This window comes from Peribacillus sp. FSL H8-0477, from assembly GCF_038002765.1.
Lineage (GTDB): Bacteria > Bacillota > Bacilli > Bacillales > DSM-1321 > Peribacillus.
Genome location: NZ_JBBODE010000002.1, coordinates 1,797,495 through 1,818,828, shown reverse-complemented (window position 1 = coordinate 1,818,828; position 21,334 = coordinate 1,797,495). Strand labels below are relative to the sequence as shown.

Annotated in this window: 14 protein-coding genes; 5 read left to right on the top strand and 9 right to left on the bottom strand. The window is 42.6% G+C overall.

Features of this window, described 5'->3' with window-relative positions; all coding sequences use genetic code 11:
- Positions 1-2: 2 nt before the first annotated feature.
- The 3 genes from MHI18_RS20570 to MHI18_RS20560 all read right to left on the bottom strand — a co-directional run bounded on the left by MHI18_RS20570 (position 3) and on the right by MHI18_RS20560 (position 1,899).
- Positions 3-188 carry a lytic murein transglycosylase gene (locus MHI18_RS20570; protein ID WP_340850176.1) on the bottom strand — a complete coding sequence of 62 codons (186 nt, stop codon included), beginning with the start codon at positions 186-188 and terminating at the stop codon, positions 3-5.
- Positions 185-313: a hypothetical protein gene (locus tag MHI18_RS20565; protein WP_340850175.1), complete on the bottom strand. Its 129-nt coding sequence runs from the start codon at positions 311-313 to the stop codon at positions 185-187. The genes MHI18_RS20570 and MHI18_RS20565 overlap by 4 nt, the downstream gene beginning before the upstream one ends.
- Positions 314-801: 488 nt before the next feature.
- Complete coding sequence (locus tag MHI18_RS20560; RefSeq protein WP_340850174.1) at positions 802-1,899, bottom strand: L-dopachrome tautomerase-related protein; 1,098 nt, start codon at positions 1,897-1,899, stop codon at positions 802-804.
- Positions 1,900-2,320: 421 nt separating this feature from the next.
- Here MHI18_RS20560 and MHI18_RS20555 point away from each other — a divergent pair, with 421 nt between their 5' ends.
- From MHI18_RS20555 to MHI18_RS20535, 5 genes are all read left to right on the top strand, one after another.
- Positions 2,321-3,958 (top strand): spore germination protein, encoded by a 1,638-nt coding sequence (locus MHI18_RS20555; protein ID WP_340850173.1) that lies wholly within the window; start codon positions 2,321-2,323, stop codon positions 3,956-3,958.
- Complete coding sequence (locus MHI18_RS20550) at positions 3,948-5,162, top strand: Ger(x)C family spore germination protein (protein WP_340850172.1); 1,215 nt, start codon at positions 3,948-3,950, stop codon at positions 5,160-5,162. The genes MHI18_RS20555 and MHI18_RS20550 overlap by 11 nt, the downstream gene beginning before the upstream one ends.
- Before the next feature lie 26 nt (positions 5,163-5,188).
- Positions 5,189-6,346, top strand: a complete 1,158-nt coding sequence (locus tag MHI18_RS20545) for a GerAB/ArcD/ProY family transporter (RefSeq protein ID WP_340850171.1) — start codon at positions 5,189-5,191, stop codon at positions 6,344-6,346.
- Complete coding sequence (locus MHI18_RS20540) at positions 6,343-6,573, top strand: hypothetical protein (protein ID WP_340850170.1); 231 nt, start codon at positions 6,343-6,345, stop codon at positions 6,571-6,573. Before MHI18_RS20545 ends, MHI18_RS20540 begins: the two co-directional genes overlap by 4 nt.
- A 167-nt stretch (positions 6,574-6,740) precedes the next feature.
- Entirely contained in the window at positions 6,741-7,037 is a 297-nt protein-coding gene (locus tag MHI18_RS20535) for a hypothetical protein (protein WP_340850169.1), read from the top strand.
- A gap of 498 nt (positions 7,038-7,535) precedes the next feature.
- Here MHI18_RS20535 and MHI18_RS20530 read toward each other — a convergent pair whose 3' ends face one another.
- From MHI18_RS20530 to lacD, 6 genes are all read right to left on the bottom strand, one after another.
- A complete protein-coding gene (locus MHI18_RS20530) occupies positions 7,536-16,439 on the bottom strand; it encodes a hypothetical protein (protein ID WP_340850168.1) in 8,904 nt (2,967 codons plus the stop codon).
- Positions 16,440-16,716: 277 nt separating this feature from the next.
- Positions 16,717-16,857 (bottom strand): hypothetical protein, encoded by a 141-nt coding sequence (locus tag MHI18_RS22175; RefSeq protein ID WP_445670032.1) that lies wholly within the window; start codon positions 16,855-16,857, stop codon positions 16,717-16,719.
- An 81-nt stretch (positions 16,858-16,938) separates the two neighbouring features.
- Complete coding sequence (locus MHI18_RS22170; protein WP_445670031.1) at positions 16,939-17,061, bottom strand: hypothetical protein; 123 nt, start codon at positions 17,059-17,061, stop codon at positions 16,939-16,941.
- Positions 17,062-17,203: 142 nt separating this feature from the next.
- A complete protein-coding gene (gene ltrA, locus MHI18_RS20520) occupies positions 17,204-18,478 on the bottom strand; it encodes a group II intron reverse transcriptase/maturase (RefSeq protein WP_340850145.1) in 1,275 nt (424 codons plus the stop codon).
- Between the two features lie 569 nt (positions 18,479-19,047).
- The gene (locus MHI18_RS20515; RefSeq protein ID WP_340850167.1) at positions 19,048-19,845 is read right to left on the bottom strand and encodes a phosphotransferase; all 798 of its coding nucleotides are present in this window, start codon (positions 19,843-19,845) and stop codon (positions 19,048-19,050) included.
- 379 nt (positions 19,846-20,224) lie between these two features.
- Complete coding sequence (lacD, locus tag MHI18_RS20510) at positions 20,225-21,235, bottom strand: tagatose-bisphosphate aldolase (RefSeq protein ID WP_340850164.1); 1,011 nt, start codon at positions 21,233-21,235, stop codon at positions 20,225-20,227.
- Positions 21,236-21,334: the final 99 nt, after the last annotated feature.

Here is a 21,334-nt window from a genome sequence, read left to right as displayed (position 1 = left end):
GCCTAGCACTTCTTTACATCCCAATTCGCATGATTATAGGCAAAATCAGCATCCCTTACTCGCCCTTCTGCTGCACCATTGGCAGCTAGATAGTTTGCTGAAGAAAAGATGGCATCCTCGTTATCCCATGGATCAGCTTTTCCATCTCCATTAGTATCCACGCCATAGCTACCATACTGTTGAATCATAGCTGGATGGTCAATATCTTGGCGGGAATTGCAGCATTTCCTAACCGGTCTCCTCCGGGGTAACTCCAGCCAATCCAAGTTAAATGCATATACTCTAGATGACCAGCCCCAACTGGAGATTTCATAGTAGTCAAAGTTGAAAAGACTGTTTCCACTCGATGATGTGCCGCAAGTAAATTCCACGGTAAACCATATTTTTCTTGAGTAGCTTGATAGATGGGGATAAATTGAGCAGGAATTACATCTGCTCCCCATTGTGAAATCTCACCGTCATAATAACCCTCACCTAATGCTCCTTCTTGATAGTTTCTTCATTTCACACCACCTTTTAGCCGATTTTATATATATATAAATATTACATTCTTATTAAACTATCAACATTTACAATCACTTTGTGATATGGGAGAAATTTTTTTACGGTTCTTGGAAACATAGATTTGAACATATGGTTTTTTACTAACTTGAGAGTACGCCGCTAAAATCAGTGAAAATTTTTGGTTTTGTTTTGCCGTTATGAGGTGCACAATGGTCCTCTGCGAAACTTATGAGATTTGCTTTAACTGACAAAAAAGGTTGCTCCCTGTGGAGGGATAGCTACTTTCGTTTAAGTTTATTATGAAAAGGAAGGAGCAGGGAATTCATCAATTTTCATACGAAGTAAACTGTATGGTTTTTCCCGCAGGTCTCTTCCATAATGAAATCTCGCCTGCCGATGTAATTGATTAACAATGACATATAAGTATTGATCGGGGCCAATTGAAAAAGTATCCGGCCATAAAATTCTCGGGTCATGTGCGATGGTTTCCATTGTGCCATTGGGAAATATCTTCCGGATACTATTGTTTTCATAATCTCCCGCATAAATGGTTCCTTTTGTGCCGGTGATCATGCCATCAGACGCACCTTTTTCCCCAAAATACTGCACATATTGGGATAAATTCATGTCCTGTATCCTTGTGTCTCTTAGGGCTTCTGTTGAGATTGAGAACAGCTGACGGCTGGTTAGTGGAGCATAAAATAATACCTTTCCATCAGGAGAAATCGCTAAACTATCGGAAGCCAATTTAAATGGGAAAGTCGAGCCATTCGGGTTTCGATTCATCAAAATTTCACCTTCTACTTTCGGTAAAAAGTAGGGATCAGGTGAAGTTGATATTGCCCCATTTAACCGTCTAAACGCGTTCCCATTTTCTAAATCTACGACGATAATCCCCCCTGGCCCTCTGGAAGAAGAATCCGTTATATATGCATAACCCGCTCTTCCAACCCTAAAATCCAAACGGACATCATTCAAATAAGTTGTTGGCAAGACAACATCATCTGTAAAGGTATATACCCTCCTTATTGTATTCGTGCTTAAATCAACAGCAACTAATTTTGCTCCCCCTTTAGTAGGTTCAGAAAAATTGGGTGCCCCTGTATCCAGCACCCAAAGGGTTCCTCTTCCATCAGCAACGATACTTTGGACACTGACAAAAGACATCGTAATATTCTCGGTATTAACCAAATTCGTTTTTAAACTGGGATAAGGCTGCAATTCACCCTCAACAATTTCCGCCACAGTAAACTGAACGTCGTCTCCCCATTTTGGAAAGCAAACAAAAATACGACCGGTTTCGGAAACGCTGACACCTGTTGGCATAGCGCCATAAAAAGCATGCACCAGTTCAAACTGTCCAAAATATTTTTCCATAGGTAATATAGGTTGCATGATATCCTCCTCATCAAATCCGAACGGATATCCCCTATATATGTTGAAACTTTTTTTCAGTGCCTAGTTCTTGATAAATTTTCCATTATGATGGATGCTGTGGGGTTAATTGTTTCTTGCACAGGTATCTGTTTCTTAACCACTTACTACAATCGTTCACAAAAAAAGGATCTCAAACTTATGAAATTCCAAAGTTTCATGAGGTGCAAATTTTCCCCAAACATATTCCTCTATCTCCAAATTTTTTATTGTAGACTACCCTAAGTAGACCCCTACAAAACAAGGTTTATATTCAGTATAATTTCGGTTTTTAATGTTAGAAATCTATCGTTTGATTATATTCATGACTAATCTTTTTTCATACTGTTTAAAAAGGGTTTAACTTGAACAGAATAGGTTGGAAAAGAAAGGTATTTAAACTATGTTTTCATTTATAAAACGAAAGAAACAAACAAATGATAGAAAGATTCAAGAGTTAAACAATCAAAATCAAACGAATAAGAGAGGATCGAACCTCATCGAAAAATCCTTGTCCAAGAATCTTGAAGTCATTAAACAAGAAACAGGAAACAGTTCAGATATCTTAATCCGCCAATTAAAAATTCGTCATAATTCCAAGATAAAAATAGCTATTTTATATGTAAAAGGAATGGTTGACAATCAATCAGTTAACGATTTTGTAATCGAATCAATAATAAATAACCAAAATTTAAGTGAAAAGCTCAAGCCACAAGAAGTGTTAGAAGTTCTCACCGAAGATGTTGTTGCTGTAGGTGGAATCAAAGTAGTTAATGACTGGGAAAAACTATTTACGGCATTAATGTCGGGCGAAACTATTATGCTCATCGATGGAATAAGCAAAGGGATTTGTGCGAGTACACAAGGTGGACAGAGACGGTCTGTTCAGGAATCTACTACAAATGTTTCTATTCGAGGCTCTAAAGAAGCGTTTAACGAGTCAATAGAAACAAATACTGCCCTGGTTCGTCGAATAATTAACAATACAGATTTATGGGTTGAGTCCATCAATATTGGCAAAATGACAAATACAGAAGTTTCAATTATGTATATAAATGGCATCGCAAAGAATGAAATTATAGAAGAAGTACGTAAACGTTTAAAAAAAATAAACGTTGATGGCATCTTAGAATCCGGATATATCGAACAGCTAATAGAGGATCAAACAAACACTACTTTTCCTACAATTCATCATACGGAGAGACCGGATAGTGTGGCGGGAAACTTGTTAGAAGGAAAGATTGCCATTTTTGTAAATGGGACACCTTTTGTATTGTTGGTACCCGCCCTATTCATAGATTTTTTTCAATCAGTTGAAGATTATTATGAACGTTTTGATATCTCAACTGCTATTCGCTTTTTACGCACTGTGATTTTCTTAATATCTCTTGTAGGTCCTGCTATATACATCTCAGCTACCACTTTTCATCAGGAGATGATTCCAACAGAATTGGCTATTATTATTGCTGCACAAAGGGAATCCGTCCCATTTCCTGCATTTATAGAAGCACTCATCATGGAAATAACTTTTGAAATTTTAAGAGAAGCCAGTATCCGCATGCCCAAAGCTATGGGTTCCACTATATCTATAGTAGGAGCACTTGTCATTGGACAGGCTGCAATACAGACTGGGATTGTGTCACCTGGAATGGTAATCGTAGTTTCTTTGACAGCAATCGCCAGTTTTGCGACCCCCTCCTATGCAGTTGCTATATCAGCCCGTTTGATTAGATTTATTTTTATGATTAGTGCAGCCACATTCGGTTTTTATGGAATTATTCTAGTGTTTATTTTGCTTATCGTTCACTTATGCAGCCTACGTTCATTCGGTGTACCCTATATGTCACCTCTTGCACCCTTTATCCGCGAGGAAGCAGGTGATACTATTTTTCGAAGACCAATTTGGGCTTACAAAAAAAGACCACGATTGATAAGTGGCCAAAATAGGGTTAGTCAAGGGGAAAATCAGAAACCACAGCCTCCTGGTACTCGTGTCATGAAAAATACTAATATGGAAAAAGGTGACAAGAATGAATCATAAATGGATTCTTCTTTTCTTGATTATGACAAGTTCAATTTTCATCTCGGGTTGTTGGAGTCAAAAAGAGTTAAATGAACTAGCGATCATATCTGCAATGGCGATTGATAAAAATGAAGAAGGTAAATATGTCAAGACCATTCAACTTATCAATCCTGGAAACGTAGCAGGAGGACTTCAAGGTGGGGGAAGCGGTCAAAGCCCCACAGTTACCGTTTACTCAGCTACGGGAGACAGTGTTCTGGACGCCCATTTCCATGCAACATCTAAAATCTCAAGAAGGCTATATCACGCACATGCAAATCTAATCGTTATTAGTGAGGAGTTAGCAAAAGAAGAAGGCATTACAGATATTTTAGACGCCTTTGAACGTGATCCAGAAATTCGAATGACCTCGAGGGTTGTCATAGCCCATCATTCAAAAGCAGGTGATCTTCTTAAATCTTTGACTGCCATTGATAATATTCCAGCCGAGAAAGTGAACGGAACTTTACAGGCTACAGAAAGAGCTAGAGGAGAAAGTATGGAAGTAACTTTGCAGGATGTTATTACTACTCTAACCTCTGCAGGGAAAGAAACAGTTATTAGCGGTTTTAGATTAAAAGGAAAAATCCAACAAGGAAAAAAGATCGAAAATATACAACAGTCTGAACTGGATACCACTCTTGAATCTGACGGACTGGCCATTTTTAAAGAAGGAAAGTTGATTGACTGGTATCAAGGTGAGATGTCTAGAGGAGTAGTATGGATCTTGGATAAAATCCAGCAGACAGATGTGAAAGTGGACTCGGAAGGACAGAAAAACGCCTTGACTTATAACGTAGTCCGTCAAAATACAAAAGTCTCAAGCGATACTAAAAACGGTCTTCCTGTCATTACAGTTAATGTACGATCAGAAGGTGATATTCGCGAAGTAAGGTCAAAAGTTGATCTAGAGGATCCTTATGAGATTTTGGATATAGAAAAGAAATTAGAAAAAGAAATTAAGAAACAATTGGAAAGCACTGTTAAAAAAACACAGCAAAATAAATCAGATATTTTTGGATTTGGGGAAGTCGTTCGTCGTTCTGATCCAAAAAAATGGAAAAAGATGAAGAGCGATTGGAATGACAACTATTTTCCAAACTTAAAGGTAAATGTGAAAGTTGAAGCATTTATACGACGTTCGGGTCTTAGAACCAATTCATATCTTTCGGATATGGAATAATAAGGTAAAAAAGGAGTGAAAAATCATTGGAAAAGGCAAAAATCAGCGCATATCAGCTATTCATTCTAATTGTCTTATTTGAACTTGGTAGTGCCCTGTTGGTACCTCTTGCAATAGCAGCAAATCAGGATGCGTGGCTTGCTATTTTGATTGGTATGGTTGGTGGTTTTTGCTTATACTTGGTCTATCATGGTCTTTACTCATATTATCCAGACTTACCTCCAACTGAATATATACAAAAAATTTTGGGAAGCTTTTTAGGGAAAATATTATCTTTTATTTACATACTTTATTTTATATATCTTTCTGCAAGAGTGTTAAGGGATTTCGGAGAAATGCTAATCACTTCCTTTTATTGGGAAACTCCTTTGTTTATTTTGAATACATTGATGGTACTTTTAGTTATATACACAATTCGTAAGGGTATTGAGGTATTAGCGCGAACAAGTGAATTATTATTTGTTCTCATCATTTTACTTGGGATTAGTGCTCTTTTTTTAATTGTTGTTTCTGGAATTATACAAATTTCTAACCTTGAACCTGTGCTTGAAGAAGGTATAAAACCTGTGATAAAAACCACATTTACACAAACTCTTTATTTTCCATTTGGTGAAGTGGTTATATTTTCTATGATCCTCCCCTATTTAAATCGACCCGAAAAGGCGAAACGGATTGGTTTATTTGCAATAGGATTCAGCGGACTCATTTTAGCTTCAGTCATGGCCATAAATGTTAGTGTACTTGGTGTAAATAACATAACCCGTTCACCCTTCCCCCTTCTGTCCACTATACAAACAATTGAGGTAGCCGGATTTTTAGAACGGTTAGATGTATATTTTATACTATTATCAGTTATCGGTGTATTTTTTAAAATGTGTGTATTTTTCTATGCATCGGTAGTAGGAACAGCCAGTTTATTTAAAGTCAAAGATTCCGCGCGATTAGCTTTCCCATTAGGACTAGCTATCCTGATTTTATCGATAACAATCGCCAGTAATTTTTCCGAACATGTTAAAGAAGGGCTTCATCTTATCACCCTCTATTTGCATCTCCCGTTTCAAGTAATTATTCCCATTCTGTTACTTTTGATTGCATTTATTAAGAACAAAAAAAAGAAAAGCAAACCTAACAAAAAGTTATTGCCAAAAAGGAAGTATCGTTTAGTGGAGCGTGATAAAAATTGAAGATAATTGGTATTACTATTCTGATGTTCGTCTTTTTAACTGTTTTTTCTCTTTGCATGGACATTCTATTAGGATTCAGCCTAAATACTTCCATTAATAAATCAATAAGACCTTTCTTAGTGATGGAAGTAACAGAAAAAGTTATTTTAATCCTCTTAATTTTTCTCATGATTGTCGGACCAGTTTTTACCTTTTATAAGAATAGTAAAAAGAAACAGCATAAATAAAAAATATATAAGGTGCAAAATAGCCCTTAAAAATGGTGTATCTCCTAGAGCGACAAGCTTGTTATGTAAGAATAAACATTTGGACATATATGGAATAATTATCTATTATTAAATAGGATGTAAGTTTTCAACAAAACACTGAAAGAGTTAGGGGGAAAGTTGGACTTATGGGGGACTTTATTAGAAATGTTAAAGTACCTTTTATATTGTTTATTATAAATTTACTTCTTACTATTCCCATCTTAGAAGAACTGAATGACGCATCAGAACCTAATTATGGTGGTAGCTATCCTTTATATTTGATACCAATTATTTCAATTATTTCAGCAATCATACTTATCATCCAGCTTAAAGAGGGTAAGAATAACAAAAGATTATTAGTATTTCTATTAGTATTTAATTTATTATTAGTTTTCGGTCTAGCTGCCGTATTTGTATTAATGGCTTTAGCAATGATTATTTAAATCGGATTCATTTATTAAATCCTTATTTAAGTGGTATTACTAGTCAGTACGTATAAAAATAAACAAATGTAGATTTAACAACACTTTGCGGCTTTTTCATATATTCCCAATCTTTTATTTGGAAATGGTAGTAGATTTAGCAGTCCAATAATTTACCCCCTACGGTTCAAATCTTTATCCTGTAAAAATCTATCATTTCTTCATCAGACGTATATTCATACATATTTTAAGCCTCATCAAGTGAAATCAGACGCAAAATAATACGTTCACCTTCCAATTGATTGTGCTTTAACTATTAAAAGGTTTCTATTCACAGACCTTCCACCATCAGAATAACTACGTTAGAAATGATCAGGATAATCTTTTCTGATTAATACTTTTATTTCTCCCGCATATTATTGAAATCCATCTAAGACATAATTCATAAGTACTTGGTCTAAAAGACCAATAAAAAAGCCAAATTCCTGTATTTAAGGAATTTGGCTTAGATTAAGATCGTTAGGGAAACCGTATTGCGTTCAAATCAGTATTAATTGCACTTGCTGAGGTTACATTTGCTGCTGCTGTAAATATGATTCTAACTTCATAGGTTGAAGTTCCAGTGATAACAGCAGTATTCACATTAGTAGATGATACAGGAAATCTGGATATACCCGCAGTAGTGACACTTCTTTGAACGGAACGTGTATCAATTAATATTCCATTACGATATAGCCTAGTTTGAAAAGTAAAACTTGAGTTTGCAGTTGTGACCAGATCCACAGACACCGCATAATCCACCTTGACGTTCTGTCCAATAGTAGTTGGTACATTCAAGGTAGCCGTTGTTGTTTCAGTACCTGTAGTTGTAAGAACGACTGGACCTAAAACTTCTGTAAAGAATATTTCTGGTATGCCCCCGGACGCTCCTGTAGCTCCGGTTATTCCGGTAGCACCAGTAGATCCTGTTATGCCCGTTACCCCAGTTACACCGGTTACTCCAGTTATTCCGGTTATTCCCGTTACTCCGGTTGCTCCAGTAACTCCAGTTACCCCAGTAACTCCTGTGGCTCCGGTTATTCCCGTTACTCCTGTTACTCCAGTAACTCCGGTTGCTCCAGTAACTCCAGTAACTCCCGTGGCTCCGGTTACTCCCGTTGCTCCAGTAACTCCTGTGGCTCCGGTTACTCCTGTTACTCCTGTGGCTCCGGTTACTCCGGTTACTCCGGTTACTCCTGTTATTCCAGTTACTCCGGTTGCTCCAGTAATTCCAGTTACCCCAGTAACTCCAGTTGCTCCAGTAATTCCAGTTACCCCAGTAACTCCCGTTGCTCCGGTTACTCCGGTTACTCCTGTTGCTCCAGTAATTCCAGTTACCCCAGTAACTCCCGTTGTTCCGGTTACTCCCGTGGCTCCGGTTACTCCGGTTACTCCTGTTGCTCCGGTTATTCCCGTTACCCCAGTAACCCCTGTTACTCCGGTTACTCCTGTTGCTCCGGTTATTCCCGTGGCTCCGGTTACTCCAGTAACTCCAGTAACTCCCGTTGCTCCAGTAATTCCAGTTACTCCAGTGGCTCCGGTTACTCCCGTTGCTCCGGTTACTCCGGTTACTCCAGTAACTCCAGTAACTCCGGTTACTCCTGTTATTCCAGTTACTCCGGTTGCTCCAGTTACCCCAGTAACTCCGGTTGCTCCAGTTGCTCCGGTTACTCCCGTTACCCCAGTAATTCCAGTAATTCCAGTAACTCCAGTAGATCCCGTTACTCCTGTTACTCCGGTTACTCCCGTTGCTCCAGTAATTCCAGTTGCTCCAGTTACCCCAGTAATTCCAGTTACCCCAGTAACTCCTGTTACTCCTGTTGCTCCGGTTACTCCCGTTATTCCAGTAACTCCTGTTACTCCGGTTACTCCGGTTACTCCTGTTACCCCCGTGGCTCCGGTTATTCCAGTAACTCCGGTTACTCCTGTTACTCCGGTTACTCCGGTTACTCCCGTTATTCCAGTAACTCCGGTTACTCCTGTTACTCCGGTTACTCCAGTAACTCCAGTTACTCCAGTAACTCCCGTTGCTCCGGTTACTCCCGTTACTCCCGTTACCCCAGTAACTCCTGTTGCTCCGGTTACTCCCGTTACCCCAGTAATTCCTGTTGCTCCTGTTACTCCCGTTACCCCAGTAATTCCTGTTGCTCCTGTTACTCCGGTTACTCCTGTTGCTCCTGTTACTCCGGTTACTCCTGTTGCTCCGGTTACTCCTGTTACTCCCGTGGCTCCGGTTACTCCCGTTATCCCAGTAATTCCTGTTGCTCCGGTTACTCCCGTTGCTCCAGTAACTCCCGTTGCTCCGGTTACTCCCGTTGCTCCAGTAACTCCCGTTGCTCCGGTTACTCCCGTTACCCCGGTTACTCCCGTTACCCCAGTAATTCCTGTTGCTCCAGTAATTCCAGTTACTCCAGTTACTCCTGTAGCTCCGGTTACTCCCGTTACTCCGGTTACTCCTGTTATTCCAGTTACTCCGGTTACTCCCGTGGCTCCGGTTATTCCCGTTACCCCAGTAACTCCCGTTGCTCCGGTTACTCCAGTAATTCCGGTTACTCCCGTTACCCCAGTAACTCCCGTGGCTCCGGTAACTCCGGTAACTCCGGTTACTCCTGTAGCTCCAGTTACTCCGGTTACTCCCGTTGCTCCAGTAACTCCGGTTGCTCCGGTTACTCCTGTAACTCCAGTAACCCCGGTTACTCCTGTTACTCCTGTTACTCCTGTAATTCCAGTTACCCCAGTAACTCCCGTGGCTCCGGTTACTCCTGTAACTCCTGTTACGCCTGTTACTCCCGTTATTCCGGTTACTCCTGTTACTCCTGTGGCGCCGGTTACTCCGGTTGCTCCAGTTACTCCGGTTACTCCCGTTGCTCCAGTAACTCCAGCTATTCCAGTTACCCCAGTAACTCCTGTTGCTCCCGTTACTCCCGTTGCTCCAGTAACTCCAGTTATTCCAGTTACCCCAGTAACTCCTGTTGCTCCCGTTACTCCCGTTGCTCCAGTAACTCCAGTTATTCCAGTTACCCCAGTAACTCCTGTTGCTCCCGTTACTCCCGTTGCTCCAGTAACTCCAGTTATTCCAGTTACCCCAGTAACTCCCGTTGCTCCGGTTATTCCGGTTTCTCCAGTAACTCCTGTTACCCCAGTAACTCCAGTAACTCCAGTAGATCCCGTTACTCCCGTTACCCCGGTTACTCCCGTTACCCCAGTAATTCCTGTTGCTCCAGTAATTCCAGTTACTCCTGTAGCTCCGGTTACTCCCGTTGCGCCGGTTATTCCAGTTATTCCAGTTACTCCTGTTACTCCTGTAGCTCCTGTTACCCCAGTAACTCCAGTAGATCCCGTTGCTCCGGTTACTCCGGTTACTCCCGTTGCTCCAGTTACTCCTGTTATTCCCGTTACCCCAGTAATTCCGGTTGCTCCGGTTACTCCCGTTGCTCCAGTTATTCCAGTTACTCCAGTTGCTCCGGTTACTCCCGTTATTCCAGTTACTCCGGTTACTCCTGTAGCTCCGGTTACTCCTGTTACTCCCGTGGCTCCGGTTATTCCAGTTATTCCAGTTACCCCAGTAATTCCAGTTACCCCAGTAACTCCCGTGGCTCCGGTTACTCCCGTTACCCCAGTAATTCCTGTTACTCCAGTTACCCCAGTTACCCCAGTAACTCCCGTTGCTCCGGTTACTCCGGTTACTCCCGTTGCTCCAGTTATTCCGGTTGCTCCGGTTACTCCCGTTGCTCCCGTTGCTCCGGTTATTCCAGTTATTCCAGTTACTCCAGTAACTCCAGTTACCCCAGTTGCTCCAGTTACTCCCGTTATTCCAGTAACTCCTGTTACTCCGGTTACTCCTGTTACTCCCGTGGCTCCGGTTACTCCCGTTATTCCTGTTACTCCTGTAGCTCCGGTTACTCCCGTTGCGCCGGTTACTCCTGTGGCTCCGGTTATTCCAGTTATTCCAGTTACTCCAGTTACTCCAGTTACTCCAGTTACTCCTGTTACTCCTGTTACCCCAGTTGCTCCCGTTATTCCAGTAACTCCAGTTACTCCGGTTACTCCCGTTACCCCAGTAATTCCTGTTGCTCCGGTTACTCCGGTTGCTCCAGTAATTCCAGTTGTTCCAGTTACCCCAGTAATTCCAGTAACTCCAGTAGATCCCGTTACTCCTGTTACTCCGGTTACTCCCGTTGCTCCAGTAATTCCAGTGGCTCCAGTTACCCCAGTAATTCCAGTTACCCCAGTAACTCCCGTTGCTCCGGTTATTCCAGTAACTCCCGTTACTCCCGTTACTCCCGTTATTCCAGTAACTCCGGTTACTCCGGTTACTCCCGTTATTCCAGTAACTCCGGTTACTCCGGTTACTCCTGTTACTCCAGTAACTCCAGTTACTCCAGTAACTCCCGTTGCTCCGGTTATTCCGGTTGCTCCAGTTACTCCGGTTGACCCAGCAGCGCCAGTCAATCCTGTTGTTCCTGTGGCTCCGGTTACTCCGGTTACTCCCGTAGATCCGGTTGACCCAGCAGCGCCAGTCAATCCTGTTGTTCCTGTGGCTCCGGTTACTCCGGTTACTCCTGTGGCGCCGGTTACTCCCGTTACTCCGGTTGCTCCAGTAACTCCAGTAACTCCAGTTGCTCCAGTAATTCCAGTTACCCCCGTGGCTCCGGTTACTCCCGTTGCTCCAGTAACTCCTGTGGCTCCGGTTACTCCTGTAACTCCAGTAACCCCGGTTACTCCGGTTGCTCCAGTTATTCCAGTAATTCCAGTTACCCCAGTAACTCCCGTGGCTCCGGTTACTCCAGTAACTCCAGTAACTCCAGTAACTCCAGTAACTCCAGTAACTCCAGTAACTCCAGTAACTCCAGTAACTCCAGTAACTCCAGTAACTCCTGTTGCTCCAGTAACTCCGGTTACTCCCGTAGATCCGGTTGACCCAGCAGCGCCAGTCAATCCAGTTGTTCCTGTTGCTCCGGTTACTCCTGTTACTCCAGTAACTCCTGTTACTCCAGTTACTCCGGTTGCTCCAGTAACTCCAGTAACTCCAGTAACTCCTGTTGCTCCTGTTACTCCGGTTACTCCGGTTACTCCCGTTGCTCCAGTAACTCCGGTTGCTCCGGTTATTCCAGTAACTCCTGTTATTCCAGTTACCCCAGTAACTCCGGTTACTCCCGTTGCTCCAGTAAATCCTGTGGCTCCGGTTACTCCTGTTACTCCAGTAACCCCGGTTACTCCGGTTGCTCCAGTTATTCCAGTAATTCCAGTAATTCCAGTTACCCCAGTAACTCCCGTGGCTCCGGTTACTCCCGTTACCCCAGTAATTCCTGTTACTCCAGTTACCCCAGTTACCCCAGTAACTCCCGTTGCTCCGGTTACTCCGGTTACTCCCGTTGCTCCAGTTATTCCGGTTGCTCCGGTTACTCCCGTTGCTCCCGTTGCTCCGGTTATTCCAGTTATTCCAGTTACTCCAGTAACTCCAGTTACCCCAGTTGCTCCAGTTACTCCCGTTATTCCAGTAACTCCTGTTACTCCGGTTACTCCTGTTACTCCCGTGGCTCCGGTTACTCCCGTTATTCCTGTTACTCCTGTAGCTCCGGTTACTCCCGTTGCGCCGGTTACTCCTGTGGCTCCGGTTATTCCAGTTATTCCAGTTACTCCAGTTACTCCAGTTACTCCAGTTACTCCTGTTACTCCTGTTACCCCAGTTGCTCCCGTTATTCCAGTAACTCCAGTTACTCCGGTTACTCCCGTTACCCCAGTAATTCCTGTTGCTCCGGTTACTCCGGTTGCTCCAGTAATTCCAGTTGTTCCAGTTACCCCAGTAACTCCAGTAACTCCCGTTGCTCCAGTTACTCCAGTTACTCCAGTAATTCCAGTTACCCCAGTAACTCCAGTTGCTCCGGTTGCTCCTGTTACTCCTGTTGCTCCGGTTACTCCGGTTGCTCCGGTTATTCCCGTTACTCCGGTTGCTCCCGTTACTCCAGTAGATCCAGTTACTCCAGTAACTCCGGTTACTCCCGTTATTCCGGTTGCTCCAGTAACTCCTGTGGCTCCGGTTACTCCCGTTATTCCAGTAACTCCAGTTACTCCAGTTACTCCGGTTACTCCCGTTACCCCAGTAATTCCTGTTGCTCCGGTTACTCCGGTTGCTCCAGTAATTCCAGTTGTTCCAGTTACCCCAGTAACTCCAGTAACTCCCGTTGCTCCAGTTACTCCAGTTACTCCAGTAATTCCAGTTACCCCAGTAACTCCAGTTACCCCAGTAACTCCAGTTGCTCCGGTTACTCCTGTTGCTCCGGTTATTCCCGTTACTCCGGTTGCTCCCGTTACTCCAGTCGATCCGGTTGACCCAGCAGCGCCAGTCAATCCAGTTGTTCCTGTGGCTCCGGTTACTCCAGTAACTCCCGTTACCCCGGTTGCTCCCGTTACTCCAGTTACTCCCGTTACCCCAGTTACTCCAGTAGCCCCAGTAAATCCTGTTATTCCTGTAGCTCCGGTTGACCCAGTTACTCCGGTTACCCCAGTAACTCCGGTGGCTCCGGTTACTCCAGTTGCTCCGGTTATTCCAGTTGCTCCAGTAATTCCCGTTACCCCAGTAACTCCGGTGGCTCCGGTTACTCCAGTTGCTCCGGTTATTCCAGTTGCTCCAGTAATTCCCGTTACCCCAGTTACTCCCGTGGCTCCAGTTACTCCAGTTACTCCAGTAATTCCAGTTACCCCAGTAACTCCAGTTACCCCAGTAACTCCAGTTGCTCCGGTTACTCCTGTTGCTCCGGTTATTCCCGTTACTCCGGTTGCTCCCGTTACTCCAGTCGATCCGGTTGACCCAGCAGCGCCAGTCAATCCAGTTGTTCCTGTGGCTCCGGTTACTCCAGTAACTCCCGTTACCCCGGTTGCTCCCGTTACTCCAGTTACTCCAGTTACCCCAGTTACTCCAGTAGCCCCAGTAAATCCTGTTATTCCTGTAGCTCCGGTTGACCCAGTTACTCCGGTTACCCCAGTAACTCCGGTGGCTCCGGTTACTCCAGTTGCTCCGGTTATTCCAGTTGCTCCAGTAATTCCCGTTACCCCAGTTACTCCCGTGGCTCCGGTTACTCCAGTTGCTCCAGTTATTCCCGTTACCCCAGTAAATCCTGTTGCTCCTGTTACTCCTGTTACTCCTGTGGCGCCGGTTATTCCTGTAGCTCCAGTAACTCCAGTAACTCCGGTTGCTCCAGTTATTCCAGTAATTCCCGTTACCCCAGTAGATCCGGTTATTCCAGTTACCCCGGTTGCTCCAGTTACTCCCGTTATTCCAGTTACCCCGGTTGCTCCAATTACTCCCGTTATTCCAGTTACCCCAGTTTCTCCAGTAACTCCGGTTGCTCCAGTAATTCCCGTTACCCCAGTAGATCCCGTTATTCCAGTTACTCCAGTTACTCCAGTAACTCCTGTTACTCCAGTTGCTCCGGTTGACCCAGCAGCGCCCGTCAATCCTGTTGTTCCTGTGGCTCCGGTTACTCCAGTAACTCCGGTTGCTCCGGTTATTCCTGTAGCTCCAGTTATTCCCGTTATTCCGGTTACTCCTGTGGCGCCGGTTATTCCTGTAGCTCCAGTAACTCCAGTAACTCCGGTTACTCCCCTTATTCCGGTTGACCCAGCAGCGCCCGTCAATCCTGTTGTTCCTGTGGCTCCGGTTGCTCCGGTTACCCCAGTTGCTCCAGTTATTCCAGTTACTCCTGTTACTCCAGTAGATCCGGTTATTCCCGTTACTCCAGTAACGCCTGTTACTCCGGTTACTCCGGTTATTCCAGTAACTCCTGTGGCTCCGGTTACTCCCGTTACCCCAGTAAATCCTGTCGCTCCGGTTACTCCAGTAGATCCCGTTATTCCAGTTACCCCAGTAACTCCGGTTATTCCCGTTACTCCAGTTACTCCAGTTATTCCGGTTATTCCCGTTATTCCCGTTATTCCCGTGGATCCGGTTAATCCAGTTACTCCTGTTGCGCCGGTTATTCCTGTAGCTCCAGTAGATCCGGTTATTCCGGTTATTCCTGTGGCTCCGGTTACTCCAGTAACACCGGTTGCTCCTGTTACTCCCGTTACGCCGGTTATTCCTGTAGCTCCAGTAGATCCGGTTATTCCAGTTACTCCGGTTGCTCCTGTTGCTCCTGTTGCTCCTGTTATTCCCGTTGCTCCAGTAACTCCTGTGGCGCCGGTTATTCCGGTTAATCCAGTTACCCCAGTAACACCAGTAACTCCCGTGTATCCCGTTGCTCCTGTTGCTCCTGTTACTCCCGTTGCGCCGGTTATTCCAGTTATTCCTGTTTCCCCAGTAAATCCTGTTATTCCCGTTACTCCAGTTACTCCTGTGACGCCGGTTACTCCAGTTACTCCTGTTACTCCAGTTACTCCTGTGACGCCGGTTACTCCAGTTACTCCTGTTACTCCAGTTACACCAGTTGCTCCCGTTACTCCTGTTACTCCAGCAGCTCCAGTGACTCCGGTTGCTCCAGTTACTCCTCTGGCTCCAGTTATTCCAGTTGCTCCAGTTATTCCTGTTACCCCAGTAACTCCGGTTGCTCCAGTTACTCCAGTTACTCCTGTTACCCCAGTAACTCCGGTTACTCCGGTTGCTCCAGTAGCTCCGGTTATTCCCGTTACCCCGGTTGCTCCAGTTACTCCCGTTGCTCCGGTTATCCCTGTTACTCCTGTTACTCCTGTTACTCCTGTTGCGCCGGTTATTCCCGTTACTCCAGTAGCTCCTGTAATTCCGGTAACTCCGGTAACTCCTGTTGCTCCAGTCACTCCTGTTGAACCGCTTACTGCCAGTAATGTATAATCTGCTGATTGACCTGGTATTCCTGTTGGCGCTGCAACATTAGCTCTATAGAAACTTCCTTCGTAAAATACAATCTCACCTTCTGGATAATTCGGGGCATCTGCTGCATTAAATGTTACTGCATCATTTAGACCTGTGCCCGTTGCTCCTGTGGATCCAGTTACTCCAGTTGTTCCAGTTGTTCCTGTAGCGCCGGTTATTCCCGTTACCCCAGTAGCTCCGGTTAGTCCTGTCGGTCCACTTGCTAAAAGTAATGTATAATCTGGAGATTGACCTGGTATTCCTCTCGGTGATGCTACATTCGCTCTATAAATGCTACCTTGGTAAAGTACAATTTGTCCCGCTGGATATCTTGGAGCATTCACCAAATTAAAGGTTACAGTATTATCTAATCCTGGCCCCGTTGCACCAGTGGGCCCGGTCGCGCCAGTGGCTCCCTTTATTGGAGAAGTTCCTCCTGGTAAAATAATTTTCACTTTCAACTCATGATTTATTTTTTTCTTTTTCTTATGTTTTCCTTTAGAATCACATTGACATTTTTTATGTCCGCATTTCTTACATCTATTATGTTTTTCCAATTCTTCCTCCCCTTTTATAAACTTTGTATCTATACTATGAATCTGGCTGATGTTAAGAGTGGACGATTATCAACAAATTCGTTATCTTCAATGCATAACTTCATATATAAAATAAAAACGGACATAATTTCAGATGAAATCATGTCCGTTTTGATATTCCCTTTCATTTCTTATATTTATAAATCCAAATAATTTTAAAAGTATTATTTAATTTCGTTTCTATATTTTCCGTACACTTCACTTTTAATCTGTTGACTTTACCTTCAAACCATGAGATTCATCTGTTTTCAATTGATTTAAAACCAGTTTCACAACATGATTCTGTGACAGAATCATTAGTCAGTTTAGTTTCACCATCCAAGCCAAGGTAATCGTTTGGATTCCACCAGGCACGTAAAAAATCTTCTCCGCATTCCATCTTTTAGAACTGAAGTTGTGACCTATTCACTGTTTCCTCAAAGACAAATTCACATATTCTGCGATTTGACGAATCAATCAATTAAAGGTTACCTTCTCTATCGTGAACCTTCAATATTTCACGACAAACAACATCCTGAGAAACCAATAGTATTCCAGGTAAATGTTTTTGAAGACCTTCCGCAATCGTTATTTTCCCACTCATAGAATTTCCTCATATGATAATAAGTGTAGATTTCACATTCTCTCCTAAGCGTTTAAAAAAAATCGAGTAGAGGGAAAATATTTTAATTATTTTCGCCCCTCTCACACCACCGTACATACGGTTCCGTATACGGCGGTTCAATTTATATTACAGTGTGTACTTTTAGATAATGTTCTAAAGCAGAGGGTAGTCCCCTCTGCTTTAGTCTTTTGTTTGAAATTGCTCTTTGAACAACTTTCGATAATCCGATATACCGGAAACCTTTCCGACAGAACGTTAGTCCTTTCGCTTCTTCTTCGGGTATCCCTAGTTGAATTAACGATTTGATTTGTTTCCTTGTGATTTTCCATTGCTTCCAGATGATGACTCTAATTCTGGAGCGAAGCTTCATATCAATTCGCTTTATAGCTTCTTTCATACTTGAGATTCTGAAGTAGTTTACCCACCCGAATATGACTTGTTTAAGTTTCAATATTCGATAGTCTAGCGAAATACTCCAGTTCCGCTTTGTTAATTGTCGAAGCTTCCTTTGGAATTTCTGTATGGAGGTTGAATGAGGTTTCACTCGGTATATCTCGTTTTTAGAGTCGTAATAATACCCAAATCCTAAGAATTTTAGTTCTTTTGGACGTGAAATTCTACTCTTCTCTGCGTTGACTATAAGACCTAATTTCTCTTCTATAAATCTCACGATTGAACTCATTACTCGAGTCGCTGCTTTTTCACTTTTCACAAAGATGAGGGCATCATCTGCGTACCTCACGAACCTTAGTCCTCTTTTATCTAGTTCCTTATCGAGTTCGTTTAACATAATGTTACTCAATAATGGGCTGAGGTTTCCTCCTTGCGGAGTACCGACAGGTGTGTCTTCATATTTTCCATTTATCATGACTCCACTGATTAAGTATTTCCTGATTAACGAGATGACATCTCCGTCTTTTATTGTGTTGGATATAAATCGCATCAGTTTATCGTGATGAACGGTATCGAAGAATCTTTCAAGGTCAATGTCAACTACCCAATCGTGTCCATCATTTAGAAATTCCAAGCTTTTAATAATTGCCATCTCACAACTTCTTTTCGGTCTAAAGCCGTAACTGTATTCACTAAATTGCTTTTCAAATATCGGACTGAGAACTTGATGAATGGCTTGTTGAACTACCCTATCCACTACTGTTGGTATTCCCAACTTGCGCATCTTGCCATTTTCTTTTGGGATTTCCACTCTTAAGGCAGCTTGTGGTTGGTATTTTCTTGTTCTGATGCGCTGACGTAGCTCATCTTTGTTCTCTTTCAGATATTGCTTCAGTTCATCGACCGTTATTCCATCGACCCCACTAGCACCTTTATTTTTATAGACACGCAAGTAGGCTTCATTCATATTTTGATTACTTAGAATCTGTTCTAAAAGTTCCACACTCGTTTCTCCTTTCCTCTCACGTAATAAGTGATAGCTCCATTTTGGTTATCCTTTGAGATACGCTCATACTTTCCCCATTAACACATTCGGAGTAGGTCACTTATGCATTCGTGGCGTTGAAACACTATAAATTGTTCAGCCCTTCATGAATGACTTCATTACTATGGCTTCTGCTGACTTCTTGCGGCTAACCTTTTTCGACTGTACTAGTTGTACACCCGCAAGATCTCCCAGGGTAAGACAACTATCTTTCCTCTTTCACTCGTCTGATTTACTCTACAAAGTTACGCACATCTTTTGGACTTTGACTTGCTTAGGAGCCTTATCCCTTTGTAGAGCCTTAGTATCAGATTTCTGTTCGTCGAGCCAAGATTTTATTCCACGCTTCCTCCAGCCCTTACCTCACGGTAAGTACCTTGCGCTTCCTTAGTGGTTGGTCGATGTTTACCCCCACAGTGGACTTTCACCACCTAGATAGTTGCCATGCCTGGCACACTAAGAAAAGCTGCCAAAAAGGCAGCTAGGATTCTCGGTTTGTGATGACTATTAGTTAGTTCAAAACCATTTTAAACCCATTCTTTTCCGTGTTCCCGAATGAATTGAAGGTCCTTTTGATAATGTTCAACATGCCCTTCATCGATCATTTTTCGAAAGGCTAAATCGCCTTCTTCAGCTTTCCTTTGCATCGTTTTACATAATGCATCTACTCGTAGCAACACCATGTCTAAAAAACCTTTTTCTAATCCCTCAACTCCATAAGATTCAAAAAATAATGTAACCCTTTGTTTTATACGGTCAGCATCCTTTACTGGTTCATAATAAACAGTCTCACCCGAATCAGTATGATAAAGTCTACTTAAAGGAACGCACGTATAAAGAGTATAGACAATATCCCAAAGTCTTGGACCAGGAGCAGCAAGATCAAAATCAATGATCCCCACTGGCTTTTCTTGATTAAATATAATGTTATAGATGGCAAAATCATTATGACATACTACCTCAAAGGGCTGAGGGGTGTTGTCGATTGGCGTCCAACTATCTTCAATTGGAAAATCACTCACAGCACGATGATAAAGACGAAGCATTTTCGCTATTTCTTTTAAAGCTTCATTAGACCACATATACTTCTTTAAAGGATAATTCCCAGCTTCTCCTTTAATAAATGATAAAATCTCTCTGTTTTTGTCATCAAACCCCAAAAACTTCGGTGCGTTAGTAAACTCTTTAGCTTCTATATGTTTCAATAGTTTATGGATTTTAACACTTTCAGGCTTTACTTCACGTCGAACTGTCTCTCCTAAACGAATTACGTTTGAGACATTTCCTCCAGTTAATACCTCTTCGTTTTCGTTCTGATTTTTCATTAATAACTCCCCCAATATAGGGACTCTATGATTGTGTCAAAAGTGATGTATTTTTACCCATAAATCCAAACAGATAGACAAAGGTATCTGCTTGGTAATGGGAACTAAATTTTCCACACCATGAATCCCTCGAATGATTTAAGATAGACAAATTAACGAATCCTTCATTATAAAGAATCGCCTTGTCACTCTATCCAATTACTACTAATCATTTCAAAGTAATCCACATGCGTAATTTAAATTCCCCTCTCTTTACATCTCAAATTAAATATTACCAAAGTTATCCATATAAATAAAGTGAATAACATACTTAATACGTATTGAACAGAAAAAAGGCAAGGGTTCCCTTTTACCCTTGCCTATTGTCCCCACTAGCTCCTTAAGATGAAACGAAAGGATTTCTGTTTTTAACCTTTTCGAACCAAGAACTGGCTGATTCTTTCAAAACGACATTTAGTTCTTCAATATTCTTTTGGCCAACAGCTTGTAACCATTCTCGTCCCGCCTGTTCGCCGCTGAAAGCAAATGGAGCAACACCATCTTTCCAAGTTGCACGCCCGCATAACACACCATTAAAGCTGGAACCTGATTGTTTAGCAAATTTCAAGGTCTCTTGAAATAATTCAGCACTTACCCCCGCACTTAAAAAAATAAATGGCAGCTCGGTAGCCTCACTTTGCTCCTTGAAATAGCCAGCCGCTTCTTCTTGACTATAGACCGTTTCACTATCCGTATACCCATCAACATAATTCATATTCACCGGCACTTCAACTTTTAAAACATCTACCTTAAACTCTAATCTGGAAAATACTTTTATTGCCTCAATCACCTTATGTGGCTTCACTCTGGCATACTCTTTACTGTTAACATCCTCAATGTTGGCATCATAAGAGACAATTTCTAAGAAAAAGGGAATATCCTCAGCAGCACATTCAGAACCTACCCGTTCCATAAAAACATGTTTATACTCATTAATTTTCACATCTTCATCGACATCATAATACAGTAGAAATTTCACAGCATCGGCACCAGCTTCTTTAATTCGTTTTACGGACCACTCTGGTAATAAATCAGGCAGACGCCCCACAGTCGTGGAATCATAACCGGTCTTTTCATAAGCAATTAATAAACCAGCATCCTTACTGCGGACTTTTGCAGCTGGCAGTCCGTATTCTGGATCTAATAGAATAGCAGTTGAATAAGGAGTTAATTCTTCAGAAACCAATTCTTTGAAACGGATAATCCCCTCATCTCCAACTTCATTCGTACTACCCGACGCAATCATTTTTTTTAGTGATCCACGTTGGTCAATCGCTAGAGCTCCGATAATATGATTGTCATCAGACAAGCGTTTTAAAGCGGCAAACTTACCTTTGGTCAAATCCAGCATGATAAATCCCCCAATCAATCTACTTTTATTTTCAGAACCAATCTAACCTTCTTATATCCTTCCGTAACCATTGGATGGTTCTTTATGTATGACGTTGCT

Excerpts from the sequence above, each read along its gene's own strand:
- MHI18_RS22170 (WP_445670031.1), bottom strand. The coding sequence starts at position 17,061 with ATGAGTGGGAAAATAACGATTGCGGAAGGTCTTCAAAAACATTTACCT.
- MHI18_RS20535 (WP_340850169.1), top strand. The coding sequence starts at position 6,741 with ATGGGGGACTTTATTAGAAATGTTAAAGTACCTTTTATATTGTTTATT.
- MHI18_RS20515 (WP_340850167.1), bottom strand. The coding sequence starts at position 19,845 with ATGAAAAATCAGAACGAAAACGAAGAGGTATTAACTGGAGGAAATGTC.
- MHI18_RS20550 (WP_340850172.1), top strand. The coding sequence starts at position 3,948 with ATGAATCATAAATGGATTCTTCTTTTCTTGATTATGACAAGTTCAATT.
- MHI18_RS20560 (WP_340850174.1), bottom strand. The coding sequence starts at position 1,899 with ATGCAACCTATATTACCTATGGAAAAATATTTTGGACAGTTTGAACTG.
- MHI18_RS20570 (WP_340850176.1), bottom strand. The coding sequence starts at position 188 with ATGATTCAACAGTATGGTAGCTATGGCGTGGATACTAATGGAGATGGA.
- MHI18_RS20565 (WP_340850175.1), bottom strand. The coding sequence starts at position 313 with ATGAAATCTCCAGTTGGGGCTGGTCATCTAGAGTATATGCATTTAACT.
- lacD (WP_340850164.1), bottom strand. The coding sequence starts at position 21,235 with ATGCTGGATTTGACCAAAGGTAAGTTTGCCGCTTTAAAACGCTTGTCT.
- MHI18_RS22175 (WP_445670032.1), bottom strand. The coding sequence starts at position 16,857 with ATGGAATGCGGAGAAGATTTTTTACGTGCCTGGTGGAATCCAAACGAT.
- MHI18_RS20555 (WP_340850173.1), top strand. The coding sequence starts at position 2,321 with ATGTTTTCATTTATAAAACGAAAGAAACAAACAAATGATAGAAAGATT.